This is a genomic window from Corynebacterium pilosum DSM 20521 = CIP 103422, assembly GCF_000373805.1.
Classification (GTDB): Bacteria; Actinomycetota; Actinomycetes; order Mycobacteriales; family Mycobacteriaceae; genus Corynebacterium; species Corynebacterium pilosum.
Window position 1 is genome coordinate 18,921 of the sequence record NZ_KB892472.1, and the last position, 19,326, is coordinate 38,246.

The 19,326-nt window shown below is 59.4% G+C and carries 18 protein-coding genes; 3 read left to right on the forward strand and 15 right to left on the reverse strand.

Annotated features, from left to right (window positions below; all coding sequences use genetic code 11):
- Positions 1-201: 201 nt before the first annotated feature.
- Entirely contained in the window at positions 202-540 is a 339-nt protein-coding gene (locus B097_RS0111830; RefSeq protein ID WP_018582733.1) for an SdpI family protein, read from the reverse strand.
- A 133-nt stretch (positions 541-673) separates the two neighbouring features.
- Positions 674-2,200, reverse strand: coding sequence for a flippase (locus B097_RS0111835; RefSeq protein ID WP_018582734.1), 1,527 nt, complete (start codon positions 2,198-2,200; stop codon positions 674-676).
- A 222-nt stretch (positions 2,201-2,422) separates the two neighbouring features.
- Here B097_RS0111835 and B097_RS13190 point away from each other — a divergent pair, with 222 nt between their 5' ends.
- Positions 2,423-2,962: a hypothetical protein gene (locus B097_RS13190; RefSeq protein ID WP_147287066.1), complete on the forward strand. Its 540-nt coding sequence runs from the start codon at positions 2,423-2,425 to the stop codon at positions 2,960-2,962.
- Here the strand turns inward: B097_RS13190 and B097_RS0111845 are convergent.
- The 8 genes from B097_RS0111845 to scpC all read right to left on the reverse strand — a co-directional run bounded on the left by B097_RS0111845 (position 2,898) and on the right by scpC (position 11,497).
- The gene (locus B097_RS0111845; protein WP_147287068.1) at positions 2,898-4,184 is read right to left on the reverse strand and encodes an O-antigen ligase family protein; all 1,287 of its coding nucleotides are present in this window, start codon (positions 4,182-4,184) and stop codon (positions 2,898-2,900) included. The genes B097_RS13190 and B097_RS0111845 overlap by 65 nt on opposite strands.
- Before the next feature lie 2 nt (positions 4,185-4,186).
- Entirely contained in the window at positions 4,187-5,422 is a 1,236-nt protein-coding gene (locus B097_RS0111850) for a glycosyltransferase family 2 protein (protein ID WP_018582737.1), read from the reverse strand.
- Positions 5,423-5,432: 10 nt separating this feature from the next.
- A complete protein-coding gene (locus tag B097_RS0111855) occupies positions 5,433-6,605 on the reverse strand; it encodes a Wzz/FepE/Etk N-terminal domain-containing protein (RefSeq protein ID WP_018582738.1) in 1,173 nt (390 codons plus the stop codon).
- A gap of 20 nt (positions 6,606-6,625) precedes the next feature.
- The gene (locus tag B097_RS0111860) at positions 6,626-7,534 is read right to left on the reverse strand and encodes a glycosyltransferase family 2 protein (protein ID WP_018582739.1); all 909 of its coding nucleotides are present in this window, start codon (positions 7,532-7,534) and stop codon (positions 6,626-6,628) included.
- Positions 7,521-8,315, reverse strand: a complete 795-nt coding sequence (locus B097_RS0111865; RefSeq protein ID WP_018582740.1) for a CDP-alcohol phosphatidyltransferase family protein — start codon at positions 8,313-8,315, stop codon at positions 7,521-7,523. The genes B097_RS0111860 and B097_RS0111865 overlap by 14 nt, the downstream gene beginning before the upstream one ends.
- Positions 8,312-8,800 (reverse strand): FAD synthase family protein, encoded by a 489-nt coding sequence (locus B097_RS0111870; protein ID WP_018582741.1) that lies wholly within the window; start codon positions 8,798-8,800, stop codon positions 8,312-8,314. The genes B097_RS0111865 and B097_RS0111870 overlap by 4 nt, the downstream gene beginning before the upstream one ends.
- 39 nt (positions 8,801-8,839) lie before the next feature.
- On the reverse strand, positions 8,840-9,520 hold the full coding sequence (locus B097_RS0111875) for a sugar transferase (RefSeq protein ID WP_161795940.1): 681 nt from the start codon (positions 9,518-9,520) through the stop codon (positions 8,840-8,842).
- 477 nt (positions 9,521-9,997) lie between these two features.
- Positions 9,998-11,497, reverse strand: coding sequence for a succinyl-CoA:acetate CoA-transferase ScpC (scpC, locus tag B097_RS0111880; RefSeq protein WP_018582743.1), 1,500 nt, complete (start codon positions 11,495-11,497; stop codon positions 9,998-10,000).
- A 295-nt stretch (positions 11,498-11,792) separates the two neighbouring features.
- Between scpC and dusB the strand changes: the two genes are divergently transcribed.
- Both dusB and phoU read left to right on the forward strand, forming a co-directional pair.
- Entirely contained in the window at positions 11,793-12,977 is a 1,185-nt protein-coding gene (dusB, locus tag B097_RS0111885) for a tRNA dihydrouridine synthase DusB (RefSeq protein WP_244911204.1), read from the forward strand.
- Between the two features lie 92 nt (positions 12,978-13,069).
- Entirely contained in the window at positions 13,070-13,813 is a 744-nt protein-coding gene (phoU, locus tag B097_RS0111890; protein ID WP_018582745.1) for a phosphate signaling complex protein PhoU, read from the forward strand.
- A gap of 103 nt (positions 13,814-13,916) precedes the next feature.
- Here the strand turns inward: phoU and pstB are convergent, their stop codons facing one another.
- The 5 genes from pstB to mshD all read right to left on the reverse strand — a co-directional run bounded on the left by pstB (position 13,917) and on the right by mshD (position 19,306).
- Entirely contained in the window at positions 13,917-14,690 is a 774-nt protein-coding gene (gene pstB / locus B097_RS0111895; protein WP_018582746.1) for a phosphate ABC transporter ATP-binding protein PstB, read from the reverse strand.
- 35 nt (positions 14,691-14,725) lie between these two features.
- On the reverse strand, positions 14,726-15,646 hold the full coding sequence (gene pstA, locus B097_RS0111900; RefSeq protein WP_018582747.1) for a phosphate ABC transporter permease PstA: 921 nt from the start codon (positions 15,644-15,646) through the stop codon (positions 14,726-14,728).
- A gap of 19 nt (positions 15,647-15,665) precedes the next feature.
- Entirely contained in the window at positions 15,666-16,763 is a 1,098-nt protein-coding gene (gene pstC, locus B097_RS0111905; protein ID WP_018582748.1) for a phosphate ABC transporter permease subunit PstC, read from the reverse strand.
- Between the two features lie 167 nt (positions 16,764-16,930).
- Positions 16,931-18,109, reverse strand: a complete 1,179-nt coding sequence (pstS, locus tag B097_RS0111910; RefSeq protein WP_048403072.1) for a phosphate ABC transporter substrate-binding protein PstS — start codon at positions 18,107-18,109, stop codon at positions 16,931-16,933.
- Positions 18,110-18,406: 297 nt separating this feature from the next.
- Complete coding sequence (gene mshD, locus B097_RS0111915) at positions 18,407-19,306, reverse strand: mycothiol synthase (protein WP_018582750.1); 900 nt, start codon at positions 19,304-19,306, stop codon at positions 18,407-18,409.
- Positions 19,307-19,326: the final 20 nt, after the last annotated feature.

A 19,326-nucleotide genomic window follows, 5' to 3' on the forward strand; every position in this document is an offset into this window, starting at 1 on the left:
TTTTGTGTGCCTGAGACTCTGATCCAAAAGGAGTTTCACTGATAATGATGACCACGTCATCAAAAAGGTCACGTCCCGAGCAGGGGCAACGGGGTGTGCACCACAACGGACTTCCTCATCCGTGAGGCGGGCGCAGCCAGACGGAGCCCCATCAAAAATCCATAAGGATTGACGCGATCGGCGGCCTGCGACGTTAGAGCATCACTCCCCCACAGCCGAATGAGCCTTTTTAGAAGCGATCAAAACTAAGAGAGTGAAAATGATGACAACCGGCAGACTTACCCAGCCGATGAAGGAATCATCGGCTGCCACACAGATAATTGCACCTATGAACAGTGGAATGCTACTAGCCTTTAAATAAGCTGCTGCAGCTTTATGTCCCTGGCTCCACGCCTCATCGCTGGCGAGAAGGTCTGTAGTCCTAATTCCAATCCACTTATTTTCAGGCAAGGTCCCTTGGCCGGCTTTAATGCCCACCCACAACACGGCGACCCCAGCGAGGAGCCAGGTCGTCGCCATGATAATTGAAAAAACGGTCATCTCAAGCCTTCCCGGTTTCTAGTGATCGTGGAAACACGTAGTTATTTTCCAGGGGCTAATCTTAAAATTTCTGCCATAGTCTAGGCAATGCGGAAACCGATGACATGACTAACTAGATAGGAACACCCCACGCTTAACGACGACGATTCGCGATGGACCGAAGCCCGTCGATCCGGAGGGGCCTCCGCTGCCACCAACAGGCTGCGATATAGAGCACGCCTCCCACCGCAAGTGTCACCGCAAGCCCAGCAAATGAATTACCCACAGTGGGCACCGCGACTAGGGCAGGCAGCCCGAAAGAGCCGACAACAATGAGTAGTGGCTGAAGTACATCGATGGCGCTTGGCGTGATCCGGAGGAACACCCTGACCTGCACCAGGGCCAAGCACGCATCCAACACCATGCACAACGCCCACACAAATGCGGCCCCCTCAATGCCAAAACGGGGCACGAGCAGCAGGTTGCCCACAATATTGGTAATCAGGACGATGAATTTGTTGGCTGCCGCCCAGCCTGATCGCCCGCTCATGATCAGCATGGAGTGGATATTCCCTGCGAGAAAAGTTATAGCCATTCCCACGGCGAGAATGCTCAGCGCGGCTGAGCCGTCAACAAACTCGTCGCCAAGAAGTTGCAGAAATGCAGGCGAGAAGAAAGCAAGTAGAACGTAGGCAGGGGTTCCCAAAAGGACCAGCCACGATGACGCGGTCACGTAGAGCTCTTTGAGTTGGGACATTTCACCTTTATGCAGGAGGGCTGAGAACCTAGGTGACACAATCACGCGCAATGCGGCGTCGACAAGCAACCCTGCCTGGACAAAGCGCGATGCACCCCCGTAGATTCCAGCAGCGTAGTCGCTGGCCAGCCAACCGATGAGCAGCACGTCCACCCACACGATGGCCTGTTCGAGCCCGGCTGCGATCGTGCGCGGAATGGAGAATGTCCAAATCTCCCGCCACTGCTCCTTTTCTGGAAAGAACGGACCAGGCACCCCCTCTTCGACACCGCGCACACGGCGAAGCACCAGCATGCCAGCAACAAGGGCCATGATCACAAGCGGAACAGCCCAGGCCACACTGGCCACCACGGCGGAGCCCGTTGCGACAGCCGTGATCGCGACAAAAGGCGGGCGCAGCACCGGCACCGCGACGTTGGCCACCATCACATATTCGACGACAGAACCCAAGGCCCGGAGGACGGCTGACAAGATGAGGAAGGCCGCCCCGAACGGCACGAAAAGCATAATGGCCTGCACCGATCGCAGTAATCCCTCTTGACCTTCGCCCCAAATCCAGGGCGCGAGCACCTCCATCACCGCAACCAGCACAATGCCGACCGCCAGCGAAATACAGAGGCTGGCGTTGATCGCTCCGCGAACCGCGCGGGGGTCGTCGATAAGCAAGCGCGGAAGCAGGTAGACAGAGGTGGAGTCCATCCCAAATTTGGCGAACGCCATGATCACCGCGAACACGCCGGTCGCCTGAAAAACGATCCCGGCGCCGTCTGCCCCGAGCAAGCGCGAAATCACGATGGTCAGCACAAAGCCGAGGAGCGCGCTAGTTGCGGAGCCGACGAAGCTGAGCGCGCTGCCACGAGCGAGCTTGCGCCGCTCCACCGTGGCTGGTCCCTGGTCGCTGCGCTCTTGGTTAGTGTCGCTCACTCGCTCCTCTTTCCTGCGCTGGTTATCCCACGCGATGGTTTCAAATCAGTGCAGTGATTGTCTAGATTATGCCAGGAACTCACCTTAGAATAATGTTTATTTAGATTAAGCCAAATTACCCTCTCGCTCAGCAAACGTAATCCCCTCCTTAGAATCGGAGTGTTCATGTCAGCTTGCTTGTCCCGTTTGTTTCTTTCCGCCAGCGCGCTTAGCCTTACCGTGGTGCTCACCTCTTGTGGCTCTGAATCGTCCCCAACTGACCCTTCGACGACGGAGGCCAGGGCCGGAGACACGACCGACGAATCTGCCTCCGCGACAGATGAAGACGACACAACGACCGGCGAACCTGTTCCGGCCGTGGCACCGTCCACGGAGGTCGACGAGGGCTTCATCGAGGACACCTTTAACTCGGCCCATTCCGTATTGGCCGAGCCCACGGTTGTTCGCGATCTGTCACAGGTCCTGTCAGACCAAGCACTCGAAGACTTTGAGAACCAACGCCTAGAGTTGGAAAACGAAGGGCTGCGCATGGAGGGGGAAGTCACCATCGTCGATGAACGCCAGGTTGATTCCCCCGGTCCAGGCACCGTAATTAAAGAGGTGTGCGTGGATAACTCTGCAGTGCGCACCCTCGACGAGAACGGCAATGACGTCACCTCGCCCAACGCGCAGTCTCGCTCCCGCATGCTCCTCACCTTCACCGCTGATGGAGATTCCTGGACGCTGTCCGAGCTATCATTCCCGGACGATCCGAACTGTTGATGATGGTGTCGCCACGCAAACCGAGCCCGACGGCGACCATGGTGACAAAGATGCCGGTCATCATTCCGTAGAACATTGTTTCCACGATGGTTGCCGCGATCACCCCGCCTAACACCGCTCCGACGGGATCTTGGCGCCGCATGAGCAGGACGAAGACCAACACCAAGAATCCGAGGAACAGGGCAAGCCCTACGAAGCCATGCGAATACATCACGGTCCACAGCTGCCCTTGCGTGCCTAAAGACGGCAGCCACGGTTCCGCTGCCGGGCGTGGCGAACCAAAACCAAAAAGCGGCGATTCCATCGTGCCGCTCACGGTTGCACGGTACAGCTCTCCGCGGTCTTCGGTGGAGCTTGTGTTCGTGACACGCGAAAACAAATTCAAGCCGAAGGGTGAGGCCAGCCACGCGCCCAAGGCCACAACACCAGCCAGCCCCCATGCACCTGTAGCCGCGAAGGCTCCTCGGCGCACACCTTGGAAGGCGGCCCACAACCCGGCCACCGCCAAACCAACAAACATGCCTCGGTTTAGCGTGCTCAGTGCGGGAATGACGCTGGCAATAACAACGCCAAGGATCCACCACCGCTGTCGCGTATGCCACATCACCCACAAGTGGGCCACCACCAAAGGCAGGACGAGAGAGTAGACGTTGCCCCAGGTATTGGCGTAGAGGAACGGGGCGACCGGCCTGACAGGCTGTTCGATCCACGCTTGCGGGTCCCAGTGGGTGGTCTGGCGGATCACCATGTCGGCTATGAGTTCATTGTTCTGCAACGACGCCGGGATGAGATAAGACATCGGAGTACGAATAGTCAGCTCCGGAAACGCCAGCGCAAGATATCCTGCCGCCGACATTCCTGCCAGGAACCAGACCAGGGCTGAACCCATGCGGATTCCGGAAAGCGCGGGCCGCGCGTTATAGACATGGAGTGCAAATAATCCCGCACTGGCATAGAGCAGAAGCCGATAGACCGCGCCCAGCAACCTGCCGGAAGTGTCGTTCATGACTAGGGACGCCACCACCCAGATCAGGAACAACACCCACAGCCACATCACCACCGGGAATCGGAGATTGGCCCGCCCCACCCAGGTCAGCACAATCGCAAGGCCAGCGATGATCCAGATGAAATCGCCGATGCCGAGGAGCCACCACAAAACATAAGCCGCAAAAGGCAGCGTTACCGGCCAGGCCGGCAGCACAGACTTCACTATCGAGGGCACAGTTATCGCCTCAACCGGCGTTGTTGCAGCGCCTCGGCCAAGAAAAGCCAGGGGCCACGCAAAAAACCGCGGACCTCGTTGCGCGTCAGCTCGGGTGGGACCCCGGGCTCCGTCCCCGTGATTCGTTCGGAGCCTGGCGCCACGCGCCGCGCGATCGCTGGAACCCGGCGCGCCAACGTAAACAACGCCGCCGGGTGGGTCAGCACAGACTTGGTGAGCAGGGCTGCCATGCCCGCCCCGTCGCCGTAGGTTTGTTTCATCAGCCCGTCGAAGTCGCGCCGATGCACGTGATGGACCACTGCATCGGGTGTGGTCACGACCTCATATCCCAGGCGCAGGACGCGCGCGAAAGAGTCGAGGTCTTCCCCGCCGCACGTCTGGGTCCCGGCGCCGAGACGGGTGTCGAAGGGCCCCACCTGGGCAAGCACGTGACGACGAAAGGCCATGGATACTCCGGCACCGACCCGTGCTGTGGCCACTGGGAATAAGGGGCCGCCATCGCCTGGAACGCCGAGCCGGGAAGCTTGTTCTGTGGGCTGTCCGGCAGTCCACACTGTAGGTTCCAGTGTCTTTGGAAAACCGCCGCGGGCTTCGAAGAAACGTTGAGATTCGTGTTTTAACTCCGCGGGAAAGACTGGTCCGGTCACCGCGCCGATCGCCTGATCGGCGCGGTCGGCCTGGTCTGCGGCGAACACGTCGAGCATCGCGCCCAACCAGCCGGGATGAACCTGGGCATCATCGTCGGTGAAGGCGATGATTTCTCCACGGGCAGCATCGACACCGGCGTTGCGGGCATGGGACAATCCCGCCTGCGGGGCGTCGATAATGCGCAACCGCGGGTCCTCGATAGTGGATAGCGCTGCGGGTACGCGGCCTGTGGTGGGGGCGTTGTCCACCACGATGAGTTCGAAGCGTGCGTGCTCTTGCCCCAATACGGCTTCGACCGCTCGCGGAAGCAGCGGGTTTGTGCCTACGGTGCAGATAACCACGGTGGCGTTAATGTCCGCGCCGCCGTCTTTGCTCCAGGCGCGAGCAGTCGAGGCGCCGGCGGTGGCCTGTAGGGCCGAGTCGATTAAGGCTTCCGCGGAACCCCACCCGGTCAGGTGGTGGTAGCCGGCGGTGGCGTCGTCGTCACGCACCACAACCCAGGCTTCCGACGCATCGTGAGAGCCGGACAGCACTGTCAGCTCACGCGACTTCACTTCGACGATCCCGATGAGTAGTTGGGAGGTTGGCATGCCTGTCACCTCAGCTCACTGTCTGGTCGACGGGAGCATCCGACACCACTGCTCCGATGACGTGGGCGTCTACGTGGGAGAGGTCATCCCTCAAACGCTGCAGTGCAGCCTTGGTCCATTCGCGGGGAATAATCACAAGAACAGAGTCGGCCGTGCCAGCTGCGTGAATCGACTCGGACCAGCTCGCACGCAGGCCGTTAATATCGGCGTCAAGAGAGGACGCGATGGCGTTGGCTGCGTCGATCGAGGTGGAGTCGTGGTCGTCGATAAGCAACCTAATGCGTCCGCCGTCTCCTGCCGCGTGGCGGGCGAATTCGCTGGCCAGACTCCAGCGGTCGCTATCGCCTTCGGGTGCTGCGGGGCGGAAGACCGGGACGCCGAGCAGCTGCTCAATCTCGGAGCTATCGGCAGGTCGGCGCGCGGTGGCCTGCACGATGAGGGCGAGGAGGACGCCAAGCGCGAGACCTCCGACGAGGCCAAGCGCGAGCGTGCGCAGCGTGGATGGGGATGTGTCGATGCGGTTGGCCTCTGCGGATGTCACGATTTCTCCGGTAGGCCCCGCGCTGCTGCTCAGCTCAATTCTGCGTTGTTGCAGGTCAGCAATAGCGCGGCGTAGCGACTCGGCCTGGACCGCTTCGGGCGTACCACCCATCGCCGCCGCCATCTGTAGCGTTTCAAGAGCGCCCTCCTGCTGGATGATCTGCTCGTCTAGTGAACGCATCAGGTTCTCGTTGCGCATCGCGACGGCGTCTGACCCAACCTGGAGGTAAGCCTCGGCCATCGCCATCGACCCAGTGGCAGCGCGCTGCGGGGTCTTCCCAGTAAAGGAAATGCGCAAAATCGTGCTCTCGGAATCGCCGCCGACTCTGGTGTTTTCGAGGAGTTTTTCGCTGGACCAACCGCCCCCCAGCGCCTGCGCGGCCGCCACTGCCGTTTTTGCTGATTCGGCGAGCTGGCGTTCGGTCGACATATCGAGAGAGTCGCTGGATGCCCCAGCCCCAACAGGAGTTACGTGCACGTGGGTGGTCGCTGTGTACTGCTTCGGCATGAACAAGATCACCCCGATTGCCACCAGCATGCCCACAACGATCCCCACAGCGATCCACGCTTTTCGACGACGCAGGATGCGCCCAACCTGGTCGAAACCGAGGGATGCGTTTTCAATATAATTCTCTGTCTGCATAACTGTCCTCAGATGTGGCTTTAATGAGTGAATCCGCCATTGTGAAACTCGCGCGCCCACCGCAGGCGTCCGCGTAATTTCCGTTGGAGGAATTGACGATGGGGAACGGGGACACGGGCAATCACGGGGGTGATAGCGCGTTCAAATTCGGCGAGCAGTCGTGCTCTCTCGTCGGGAGGTGCGAGCGCGATCGCAACGATTCTCTGCAACGCAACGCCGGTGATTTTTTGGCTGAGCTGGGAGAATATCTCGGCTTGGGAGGGGTCGCGCCAGGAGGAATTCCGCCACGATTCCGACGCCGTAATCTGCCCCGGATGCTGGCTATATAACAGCCCCCACGTTGCTATCCGACGCAGCGAGGCACCCCCGAGTGCTGCGCGCATCCAGAGGTCATAGTCTTCCGCCGGCACCTCACGGTATCCGCCGACCGCCTCAAGCGCGTGACGCTGCGCCACCATCGCCGGGTGCGACACCGGGTTGGTCAGCAGCAAATGCAGCGGGAACGCGGCCGGCGGGATTGGCACCGGCGCCGCCGGGCTGAGCTTGCGCCCTGCAACGTTTATCACCTGCGGAAACACATAATCATCGCCGCTGTCCAACGCACGGAGTTCTGCCCGAAATCGCGTGGGCAGGCTCACATCATCGGCATCCATCCGCGCCACGATCGCCGAATCCGTGTGCTCCAGCAACCAATTCAGGGCCGTCGCGATCCCACCGGGTGTATCTTCGCTCTCGACCCGCAGACGCTTATCGACGACGCCCTTCGTGCTTCCCCCCTCGACCGCACGGTTAGCGGTGTCGTCGGTGGACCCGTCGTCAAGCACGACCAGCTCCGCATCAGCGGGCAGCGCGCGCAGCGTCGACGACACCGCTCGCGCCACGGTGTCCTCCGCGTTGAGGGCGGGGAGAATCACGCTAAGCCTGGGCACTCACTGCCTCCTTGGCTTCGGCATCAACCGCTTGCAGGTCCGCGTATCGACGACTCAGCGACACCATCGCGTGCGCCGCACTGATCAGTGCGAGGAGGCCGTAGCCCACTGTAAACAGTGGCGCGATGCCCCAGAGGATGAACATCCAGCACAACACCCCGGGATCGGTGGGCAGCAGGATCCAGGATCGCAGGTTTCCCCCGCGAGTCTGCGGCCGACCAGCTTTCCGAACCAACGCCTCTGCCAGAATCTGGCTGAGGAACTGCCCACTGGTCACCAGCGAGTAAACGAGCGCTACGACGGCCAACCATGCCAGTTCAGGGCGGTGCACCATGATCGCCATCGCCGTCGCGACATGAATAGCCGGCGACCGGAATGCGTCAACCACATGGTCGACCCACTCCCCTGTCACCGACGATGATCCACTGACACGCGCGAGTTGGCCATCCGCAGAATCGAAAAGATAACCGGCGGCGAGAAACACTGCGACGAGCACCCCCACCCACCACGCAGGTTCCAGCGCGATGAGCAGGACCATACCGGTCAGGGACAGCCCTGCTGAGATGCCCGTGACCATGTTCGGGGTCCATCCCACCGAGTACGCGAATGCGGCGACGACGCGGGCCCCGCGACGGTTGATCCACCTGGTATATGCGGGAACACCCTGCGCTGGCTTCTGAGCCGAAGACAGGGATGCGATCGCCCAAGAGTAGCGCTGCGCGCGGGACTCGTGCTGGGTTGCCTGCTCGTCGTGAGTAGTCCGTGGTTGTTTCGTGGTCATAGCGATCGAGTTCTTTCCTCTGCGGTCGTCGGCACGCCCTCGCTGTGAATCTCTTGAGCCAAAAACTCCCGCAACATCGACGATGATGTCGAGGGCGTATATGGCAGGTACTCCACGCGTGCTCCCACCGAGGCGAGCTCGGCCTCAAGCCTGTGCCCTTTGTCCGTCCCCTTCCAGTCATCGCCCTTAAACAACACGTCGAACGGGTGCCGTTCCCACGCCACTTTCTTATTCTGATCGATGTCTGTGACGACATCGTCGACAAAGCGCAGGCTGGCGATCAGTTCCATCCGCTCTGCATGAGGAACGACAGGTGGTCGACCCTTCATGCAGACCAGCGACTCATCAGTAGCAACGCCTACGACGAGCCGATCACAGCGCTCACGGGCAGCCCGCAGGATATTGAGATGGCCGATGTGGAGCATGTCGAACCCGCCGGGAACATACCCGACGACGTCCTTCTGCTGATGTTTTCCTTTGCACATGATCCTAGGCCTTCTTTGTTTTCTTGGGGATTGCCTGCACTAGTAAGCCCCATCTCGTGACAAAACAACTTTAAATGTTCTGAAGAAAATACTTAAATCTAGCGTAGTATTGCGGTTATCGACATAATACAAATCCAGCTCGATGGTCTCCTCCCAGGTCAGATTTGAGCGGCCCATCACCTGCCAGAGTCCCGACAAACCCGGCTTCACGCTCATCCGACGTTTTTCCTCGTCGCAGTATTGCGCATACTCCCGCGGCAAAGGTGGCCGCGGGCCGATCAGGCTCATCTGCCCTACCAAAACATTAAAAAGTTGCGGCAGTTCATCAAGGCTGGACTGGCGTAGGAATTTTCCCGACCTGATAATGCGCGGATCGTCCTTCAACTTGAACAGCTTGGGTTCGCTTTCCAGCTCAGTACCTGCGATGTGGTGTGTAACTTCCGGGAGGACGTCTTCGGCATCTGTGCGCATGGTGCGGAATTTCAGCATCGTGAAATCCTCGCCCTGATATCCGATACGGCGCTGCCTAAAGAGGACTGGCCCACCGTCATCCAGCTTGATCACTAAGGCCACGAACACCATCAATGGAGCGAGGACGATCAGCGCAGTCGCCGAAACAGCAACATCACCGATTCGCTTAAGGGGCCGATAAAAGTAGGTCCGTGACCCGCCGGATACAGCAGGAAATCGTCGAGCGGTACCCCGCAAAGCCATTGCCATAATCGTGTCCTTGAGTGCATGATGATCCGCCCTAACTCGCCGCAAGTGCGACCCTTTCGGGCCCAGCACCCATGGAGCAAAGGTGTAGTTAACGGGCATGAAACTGCGAATTAACACCACCCAGATTAACGCAACCTAAGATTAAGATAAATTCCTACAGTATGGACAACCGTGCTTTACACCTACGTATCTCGCCAGAAAATTTTCACCAGAACGAGGGAGCTAGACATCACTGCAGCCGCCCTGCCTGCTGATATCAATTCGCCTCTCCCGATGTCAGATGTAAATGAACAAGCCACCCCAACCAATACAACATGTCTCTAGAACTAATCTGGCTACCCCCTTTCTGGGTTAAGCAGATTTACCAACACTTAAAATTATTTAAGTTTCACAAAAGGAAATGCCCCGGCTGCACAACCCTGTCGGTCAGGAGTTGTGCAGCCGGGGCACTATGGCCCGGTCGGGCCAAGAAGCGTGTTACTTCTTCATGGTGCCGGTCTCAGCCAGGCGGGTGTGGAACTCGAAGGCGGTTGCCAGGTCCACCGGGGTGTGTCCACCGTTGGCCATGCCGCGCTCCAAGTACTCCTCGAGCAGTGGGCGGTAGTCAGGATGTGCCACCTCGATCATCTTCTTCGCACGCTGGCGTGGTGCCAGGCCGCGCAGGTCTGCGTAGCCCTGCTCGGTCACGATCACCATGACGTCGTGCTCGGTGTGGTCGATGTGGGAGGAGAATGGGACGATGCAGGAGATCGCGCCGTCCTTCGCCACGGATGGGGTGATGAAGGAGGAGATGTAGGCGTTACGGGTGAAGTCACCGGAGCCGCCAATGCCGTTCATCACCTTCGAACCGGAGACGTTGGTGGAGTTGACGTTGCCGAACAGGTCGGCCTCGATCAGGCCGTTGGTAGCAATCAGGCCAACGCGGCGGATGATCTCTGGATGGTTCGAGATCGCCTGTGGGCGCAGGATGATGTGCTTGTTGTAGAAGTCAGCGTTGTCGTTCATGCGCTGAGCTGCCTCAGGCGACAGGGAGAAGGAGGTTGCGGATGCCATGGACATCTTGCCTGCGTCGATCAGGTCCAGCATGCCGTCCTGGATGACCTCGGTGTAGGCGGTGATGTTCTCAAACTTGGAGTCCAGCAGACCTGCCATCACGGCGTTAGGAACGTTGCCCACGCCGGACTGCATGATGTAGTTGTCGTAGGTCAGACGGCCGGCGGCAACCTCGTCCTCGAGGAACTGCAGGAAGTTCGCGGCGATCTTCTCGGAGACCTCGTCTGGTGCCTTGAATGGCGCGTTACGGTCAGCCTCATTGGTCTCCACGACGGCGACGATCTTGGATGGGTCAATGCGGTGTACGGTCTCACCGATGCGGTCGCCCACGTTGACGATCTCGAATGGCTTGCGGTCCCACAGGCGCTCTGGCGCGTAGATGTCGTGCATGCCTTCGAGGTCTTCGGACTGCCAGGAGTTCACCTCGATGATCACCTTGTCAGCTGCCTCAACGTACTCGACGTTGTTGCCCACTGCCGACGATGGAACGATTGCGCCATCTTCCTTGATCTTGACGGCCTCAATGATGGCAACCTGCATCTCGCCGAAGAAGCCCTGGACGACCTGCTGGCCGAGGTGGGAGAGGTGAACATCCGAGTAGAATGCGTCACCGGAGTTGAACTGGCCGCGCAGGGTGCGGTCCGAGTTATATGGAGTACGGAAGTTGATCGCGTTTGCTTCAGCAAGCACGCCGTCGCAGTCATCTGCGGTGGATGCGCCGGAGAAGACGTTGATCTTGAACTCTTCGCCGCGACCGTGTGCCGCCTTAGCCTTCTCTGCGATGGCCTTTGGCAGTGCCTTCGGGTAGCCAGCGCCGGTAAAGCCGGAGATGCCGACATTGTCGCCATTGTTGATGAATTCGGCAGCTTCCTCGGCGGACATGACCTTGCCGCGCAGCTGGTCATTGAGAATGCGATCGCTCATTGTGATTAGTAACCTCAGTGTTCTAGGGGGTGTCAGTTATTACATTCCAGCATATTGTGACCCAGATTCCATTTCCACGCCACAGGATTTGCCGATTCACCCCTAAAACTTTGCATCCCAGCTAACCCTGCTGGTCAGCGCGTCGGGTACCCACTTTGCCAACACAACAGACGTGACCAATCCCCACATTCCCTCACCCCCACCAGTACCCCCGTACTGTTAGTGCGATCTTTTCGCTTGTCGACGAGCCCTGTCTCCCGGACCATGTTTGGAATTTCACGTCAGCCTTGGAACAATGGCGCGTGTGACAACGACCCCGGTAATGGCCGCGCGCCCAACTCTGCGCATCGGCAATCTCGATCTCGACTCACCTGTCATCCTCGCTCCGATGGCAGGTGTAACAAACATGCCCTTTCGTGTACTGTGCCGCGAGATTGAGGAAGAGCTGACCGGAACCTCGTCGGGGCTGTATGTCTGCGAGATGATTACCGCACGCGCGCTGGTCGAGGGCAACGAAAAGACCTTGCACATGACCGCGTTTGCAGACGTGGAAACGCCACGCTCGATGCAGTTATATACCGTCGACCCCGAGTACACCTACAAGGCCGTACGCAAGATCGTCGACGAGGACATGGCCGACCACGTTGATATGAATTTCGGCTGCCCCGTCCCGAAGGTCACACGCCGCGGCGGCGGGTCCGCCATCCCCTACAAGAGGCGCCTGTACGGAAATATCGTGGCCGCAGCGGTTAAGGCTGCAGAGGGCTCCGGAATCCCTGTTACGGTGAAGTTCCGCATCGGTATCGACGAAGATACGCATACGCATTTCGACGCCGGCCGCATCGCCGCCGAGGAAGGTGCCGCAGCCGTCACCCTGCACGCTCGTACAGCTGCGGAGCGCTACTCTGGCCAGGCGCACTGGGATGAGATTGCCCGGCTTGTGGAGCACATGGAGGGCACTGGTGTCCCTGTCTTAGGCAACGGCGACATTTTCGCCGCTGACGACGCGGCACGGATGATGGAGCACACAGGCTGCGCCGGCGTAGAGGTCGGCCGTGGCTGCCTTGGCCGCCCATGGCTCTTCGCACAGCTGGGAGCCCAGCTCCGTGGAGAGGAGATCCCCGCCGACCCCACGCTGGGCACCGTCACCGAGATCATCTACCGGCACGCTGAGCTCCTTGCGGAGCATTCCGGCGAACACCACGCCTGCCGCGATATCCGCAAACACATCGCGTGGTACTTGCGCGGCTACCCCGTCGGCGGTGAGGTACGTAAAGAATTGGCGCAGGTGTCGTCGTTAAGCGAACTGCGTGAGAAACTGGCGCCCTGGGCCGACTCCACCGTGCGTGCCGAGGACGCCGATGGTGCACGCGGCCGCCAGGGGTCCGCTTCTAAGGTGGCGCTTCCCGACGGCTGGCTGGACGATCCTGAAGATGAGACGGTGCCGGAAGGCGCGGAAATTGAGAATAACGGCGGTTAAGATGGCAGTTCATTTTGTAGACACTTTGCCGTTACAAACATGTAATTTCACTCATCGCGCAATTTTCTGGGACATGCCATAAGATGTGGCCCATGCGTACTGTCTACCGTGAACATCTTGACGCTTTCGCACATGATCTGCTGGTCATGTGCGATACCGTGCGTTCGATCATGGACAGGGCGTCGGAGGCGCTTCTCACCTCATCGTTGGAGAAGGCCGAAGACGCCTTGTCCATCGCTGACCCTTTGGAAGATATCCGAATCCGCTGCGAGGAACGCGCCGTTGAGCTCCTCGCGCTGGAAAACCCTGTGGCGTCCGACCTGCGCCAAGTCGTCTCCTCGATCTATATCGTCGAGGACTTCTCCCGCATGGCGGCGCTGGCCATGCACATTGCGAAGACAGCGCGCCGCCGCCACCCTGACCCAGTCCTGCCCGATTCGGTGAAGGGCTATGTCGAGGAGATGGCGCGCTTGGTCTGTGAAATGGGCGAAAAGACCCACGACCTCTTGGTCGACCCTGACGCCGATGTCGCGCTTGTCCTCAGCCAGGACGACGATGCCGTTGACGACCTCAACGATTTCCTGCTTAATCTGCTGACCCAGCGGGAGTGGCAGCACTCCACCCGTGAGGCCGTTGATTTGGCCCTTCTCACGCGCTTCTACGAGCGCTACGCTGACCACTGCGTCAACGTTGCCGCGCGTATCGTCTATCTCATCACCGGCCTGATGCCTACCGAGTACAAGGAGAAGGTGGAATCAGACCGCGTCGACCAAGAGCTCAACGAGCGCTTCGAGGCTTTGGAGCGCCAGTTCCGCCGCGGTTACCGCACCGAGTAGGCCTTCGCGTAACGCGCACACGCGTAGCGCATAAATAAAGCCCTGCGCCTTCCGCTATTGGGAAGGCGCAGGGCTTTTCTTTGCCGGGGACCGCTACTGTGGCTTAGCCGAAGCGGCCAGCGATGTAGTCTTCGGTTTCCTTGCGGCTTGGGTTTTCGAAGATGGTCTTGGTGTCATCGAATTCGATGAGCTGACCTGGCTTACCGGTTGCCTCGAGCGAGTAGAACGCGGTCTTGTCGGACACGCGGGCTGCCTGCTGCATGTTGTGGGTCACGATCACGATGGTGAAGTCTTCCTTCAGCTCGTGGATCAGGTCCTCCACTGCCAGGGTGGAGATTGGGTCTAGGGCGGAGCAAGGCTCATCCATCAGCAGAACTTCTGGTTCCACTGCAATCGCACGAGCGATGCACAGGCGCTGCTGCTGACCACCGGAGAGACCGCCACCTGGCTTGTCCAGGCGGTCCTTGACCTCTTCCCAGAGGTTCGCGCCGCGCAGGGACTTCTCGGCGACTTCCTTGAGCTTCGCCTTGTTCTTCTCGCCCGACAGCTTCAGGCCGGCGACAACATTGTCCTCAATGGACATGGTTGGGAATGGGTTCGCCTTCTGGAACACCATGCCGATGGTGTTGCGCACCGACACGGGGTCAACATCCTTGTCGTAGATGTTCTTGCCGTCGAGCATGATCTCGCCCTTGACATGTGCGCCAGGGATGACCTCGTGCATACGGTTCAGGGTACGCAGCACGGTGGACTTGCCACAGCCGGATGGGCCGATGAATGCAGTCACAGCCTGTGCTGGGATCTGCAGGTTGACGTTCTGTACGGCATGGAAGTCGCCGTAGTAAATATCGACGTCGTTGAGTTCAAGCTTAGACATCTGATTCTCCTAGGATTCGTGGTTTACTTCGGCGTTTACTTCTTGACCGAGAACTTCGCGGCGATGAAACGTGCGATCAGGTTGATGGAGACAACCAGGATCACCAGCGTGAGGGCTGCGCCCCACAGCTTGTCCATCAGCGCGTCGGTGGTACCAGCCTTGTACATGTCCAGCATCATCAGTGGCAGCGAGGACTGCGGGCCACCGAATGGGTTCCAGGACAGGGTCGAGGTGGAGCCCACCAAGACCAGCACTGGTGCGGACTCACCCATCACGCGGGCAACAGCCAGCATGACACCGGTGACGATGCCGGACAGAGCAGTCGGCAACACGATGCGAACAATCGTCTTCCACTTCGGCACACCCAGCGCGTAGGACGCCTCGCGCAGGTCCATTGGGACAACGCGGAGCATTTCTTCGGTGTTACGCACAACGATCGGAACCATGAGCAGGATCAGCGAGAGTGCCACGGCGAAGCCGGAACGCTGCTGGCCCAGCACGGTGATCCACAGGGTGTAGATGAACAGTGCGGCAACGATGGAAGGAACACCGGACAGGATGTCCACCATGAAGGTGGTGAGGCGGCCGAGCCAGCCACCCTGCGCGTACTCCACGAGGTAGATCGCGGTGAAGATGCCCAGCGGGATGGACACGATGGATGCGATGAAGGTTTGCACGAGCGTACCGACGATCGCGTGAAGCGCGCCGCCGCCCGGCAGGATTCGTGTAGTGCCACTCTGGTCTTCTGTCCACCACTCGGAGCTCAAGACGACGCCGATACCGTTGTTAATTACGGTCCACAGGACCCAGACGAGAGGGACCAGTGCCAGGATCATGCACGCCCACATCAGGACGGTCATGATGGTGTTTGTCGTTTTACGGCCGGCGGAAATGTGGGTGAACACTGGGCCACCTGCGCCGTACACTTGCTTGTCAGTAGGGGTTACGGTACTCATTCTATTTTCTCCCTTCCCCTTAACTCTTGGCCACGATCGCACGCGCGATCGAGTTGACGATGAAGGTCAGCAAGAACAGCACCAGACCCGCGGCGATATAGGCGCCCGCACTGACTGGGTTGTTGAACTCTGCTGCCGCAGATGCGATGGCTGTTGCGAAGGTGGTACCACCGTCGAACAGGGAGCCACGGAACGCAGTCGATGGGGAGACAACCATGTACAGCGCCATGGTCTCACCCAATGCGCGACCCAGGCCAAGCATGGAGCCGGAGATATAACCCGACAGGCCGAATGGGATGACGGTCATGCGCACAACTTCCCAACGAGTAGCACCAAGTGCCAGTGCGGCCTCGATGTGGCCGCGTGGGGTCTGCACGAACACTTCTCGCGCGGTTGCGGCGATCACCGGCAGGATCATCACTGCCAGGACGATGCCACCGGTCAGCATGTTACGGCCAGTCGCAAAGGATGGGGAGTTCGAGTAGGTGGCGAAGAGGAAGAAGCCGCCAGCCCAGCTATGGAGCCACTCGTAGAACCCGGACAAGGCCGGGCCGAGCACCTGCCAGCCCCACAGGCCGTACACGATCGACGGAACAGCGGCCAGCATATCCACCAGGGTTGCCAGCGGACGAACCAGCTTTGGAGGAGCGTAGTTCGAGAGGAACAGCGCCACACCAAGGGCAATAGGCATCGCGATGATCAGTGCGATCAGAGAAATGGTGACCGTAGACAGGAACATGTTCGGGATACCGAACTGCATGTTCTCTAGGTCATTGGTCTGCCATGGGCCCGTGTAGGTGAAGAAGCCAACGAGGCCGCCTTCGTTACGGGACAGAGGTTCGATTGCTTGCAGCAGCAGGAAGATGCCGATTGCTGCAATGATGACGGTGATGAGGGTCGCCGATGCAACAGAAAGAAACTCGAAGATTCGGTCACCAGGTCGCTTGACTCCAGCACCCGAAGCCTGGCGCCCGTCGGCGCCGTCCCCGGATGGGGTCACGCCTGCGTTCACGGTTCCAGTGGAGTTGGCTACGGTTGGACCGGATTCAGTGGCCACCTGGCCGGCACGGACTTCGTCGTCACGCGCGTTATTCATTGGCTCATTGTTATTAGCCATGTTGTGAATCCTTTGAAAGAAGTAATAGTCACTAGGTTGATATGCCCCGCTTAGCATAACCTCGCTTGGCATAACGAGGCCCCCCGATCATAGAACCTGCACGGGGGGCCTCAGCACGTTACATCACAATGCTCGTGCTGTCATCGCTGTCGCGACTGAAACTGAAGTTACGCGATTGCGTCGACAGCAGCCTGCAGGCGCTCTGCGTGGGTACCGGTGACTGGGATGAAGCCCAGCTCCTCCAAGGTGGAGTCCTGAGACTGCAGAACAACGTTGAGGAAGTCCTGGACTCGGTTCTTGGTCTCCTCATCGTAACCTGCGGAGCAGACGATCTCGTAAGTGGTCAGGATCAGTGGGTAGGAACCCTCGCCGTCCTGGGAGAACAGTGCGTCTGCGTCCACGACCATGTCGTGCTCGCCGCCCTCACCAACGAACTCGAGACCGTCGAGTGCGGTGGTGACGCTCTCAGCGTTCAGCTCGACTGGGCCGGAGCCGAAGTCGATGTTCGCGATGCCCAGGCCCTGCTGCAGAGCGTAGCCGGACTCAACGTAGGTGATGCCGCCGTTGATGCCGGAAGCCTGGGTGGAGACGCCACCGGAGCCCTCAGCACCCTCGCCCACGTCACGTGGGAACTGCTGGCCCTCGGTGTCCCAGTAGCCGTCGGTTGCAGCGGTCAGGAACTTCTGGAAGTTGTCGGAGGTGCCGGACTCGTCGGAACGGTAGACAACGGAGATGTCGGTGTCTGGCAGCTCGACGCCCTCGTTCTCAGCAGCGATCTGCTCGTCGTTCCACTTGTCGATCTCACCCTTGAAGATCTTCGCGACGGTGTCGACGGACAGGTTCAGGGAGTCAACACCCTCAAGGTTGTAGGCGATAGCAACTGGGCCGATCACCATTGGCAGGTGCCATGCGTCGTTACCCTCGCAGCGTTCCTTTGCAGGCTCAACCTGGTCGTCGGACAGCGGGGAGTCAGAACCAGCGAAGTCGACCTGGCCAGCGACGAAGTTACGACGGCCAGAGCCGGAACCGGACGCGGTGTACGCGAGAGATGCGCCGTCAACAGCCTCGGAGTAACGCTGACCGAAGTAGTCCATTGCGTTTGCCTGGGAAGAAGCGCCCTCAGCGACCAGCTCACCAGAAGTGCCGGACAGGCCCTCTGCGTTGACCTCAGAAGGAGCCTCAGCGGTGCCAGATGCGGCAGTGTCGCCATTGTCATTGGAGGAATCGCCACAAGCAACGAGGCCTGCGGAGGTCGCGGCAACAACGCCAGCGATTGCGAAAGTACGCTTAAAGTTACGGATCACGGGAAACCTTTCCGGTGCAGATTCAGATGGGAGTCTGAGCATCGGTCCCCGGCAAGGGAGGAGGGCACATCACCTTTAATGCGATAGACACACCCGTCCGATTGCTCACAGGAGAAAACCTACGGGGCGTACGTTAACCCAACGTGTCTTAATTGGTGAACAACGGGTTAATTTTTCTTCACTACCAGTGCAAAATAGGTGCTCCCCACAACAAAACGCACCTTTATCAAGATTGCGCTATCGCGAGAGAAAAGGACCTAAATTCAGGATCCTTTTAGCTTTTGGGGGTGAAGTATGGGGGTATATTGTCCCCCAATCGCCCCACGCAACACTCTAGTTTCAGTCCTCAACAACTTGATAGACCACGTGATCCTCCACGATGCCAAACCCAAGCTCTTCATAACGGGCAACGGCCGGTCCATTATCAGCCTCAACGTACAAAATGACGCGCCCGGCGCCCTGCTCAACGAGGTGACGCAGACCTATACGCAACAACGGATCCCCCAAGCCCTGCCCACGGAATTCAGACGCCAAGCCCACCACGTAGACCTCACCGTCACCATTTGGATGCATCTTCGTCCAGTGGAACCCAGCCAGCTCATTGCCGCGGTACAGCAGCTGCACACCAGCCGGATCGAACCATTCGGCCTCCATCCCCTGGTGCAACTGTTCCATAGACCACCCGCCCTGTTCCGGGTGCCAGGAGAAAGCATCATTGTTGGCATCGAGCCACGCCTGCTCCACGGCATCCTTCCCAAACTTCTCCACCGCCTGGGTGTAATTCAGCGCCTCAAAGCCCTGGGGCAGGTCCACGTGCGTGGCAGCACTTAAAGCATCACCATCAACGCCCATCACCAGCAGACGGCGCGTGACGTCCATCCCAAGCTCTTCGGCCAACGCGCGTGCCTCCGACAAGTTCCCGTGCGCCCAGAATTGCGCCTTCGGTTCCTTTTCCCGCACCTTATTAATCAGGGCGGTGGCTAAGCCTTCTCGACGATGTTCTGGATCCACCACCAGCTCCACCCCACCGTCAGGCGCATAAGCTGCGACAGCGGCATCGTCGATAAGCAAGTGTGAATGCCCCAGTCGCTCGTCGTTAAGCCCGTTGATGAACGCCTCAGATAAAGGCGCAACCCCGTCGTGCTTCTCTGCCTTCGCGATCAAGGAGCGGACCCATCCGCTTTGCGACGAGGCCGCGGGGAGTTGGACTGAAATGATCTCAATTTTCGTCATGTCCATAGGTTACGGTACAAATGAAT

Coding starts and splice junctions, on each gene's coding strand:
- B097_RS0111830 (WP_018582733.1), bottom strand. CDS start 540: ATGACCGTTTTTTCAATTATCATGGCGACGACCTGGCTCCTCGCTGGG.
- B097_RS0111850 (WP_018582737.1), bottom strand. CDS start 5,422: ATGCCAACCTCCCAACTACTCATCGGGATCGTCGAAGTGAAGTCGCGT.
- B097_RS0111855 (WP_018582738.1), bottom strand. CDS start 6,605: ATGCAGACAGAGAATTATATTGAAAACGCATCCCTCGGTTTCGACCAG.
- B097_RS0111865 (WP_018582740.1), bottom strand. CDS start 8,315: ATGACCACGAAACAACCACGGACTACTCACGACGAGCAGGCAACCCAG.
- B097_RS0111870 (WP_018582741.1), bottom strand. CDS start 8,800: ATGTGCAAAGGAAAACATCAGCAGAAGGACGTCGTCGGGTATGTTCCC.
- B097_RS0111875 (WP_161795940.1), bottom strand. CDS start 9,520: ATGGCAATGGCTTTGCGGGGTACCGCTCGACGATTTCCTGCTGTATCC.
- scpC (WP_018582743.1), bottom strand. CDS start 11,497: ATGAGCGATCGCATTCTCAATGACCAGCTGCGCGGCAAGGTCATGTCC.
- dusB (WP_244911204.1), top strand. CDS start 11,793: ATGGCGCGTGTGACAACGACCCCGGTAATGGCCGCGCGCCCAACTCTG.
- phoU (WP_018582745.1), top strand. CDS start 13,070: ATGCGTACTGTCTACCGTGAACATCTTGACGCTTTCGCACATGATCTG.
- pstB (WP_018582746.1), bottom strand. CDS start 14,690: ATGTCTAAGCTTGAACTCAACGACGTCGATATTTACTACGGCGACTTC.
- pstA (WP_018582747.1), bottom strand. CDS start 15,646: ATGAGTACCGTAACCCCTACTGACAAGCAAGTGTACGGCGCAGGTGGC.
- pstC (WP_018582748.1), bottom strand. CDS start 16,763: ATGGCTAATAACAATGAGCCAATGAATAACGCGCGTGACGACGAAGTC.
- pstS (WP_048403072.1), bottom strand. CDS start 18,109: ATGCTCAGACTCCCATCTGAATCTGCACCGGAAAGGTTTCCCGTGATC.
- mshD (WP_018582750.1), bottom strand. CDS start 19,306: ATGGACATGACGAAAATTGAGATCATTTCAGTCCAACTCCCCGCGGCC.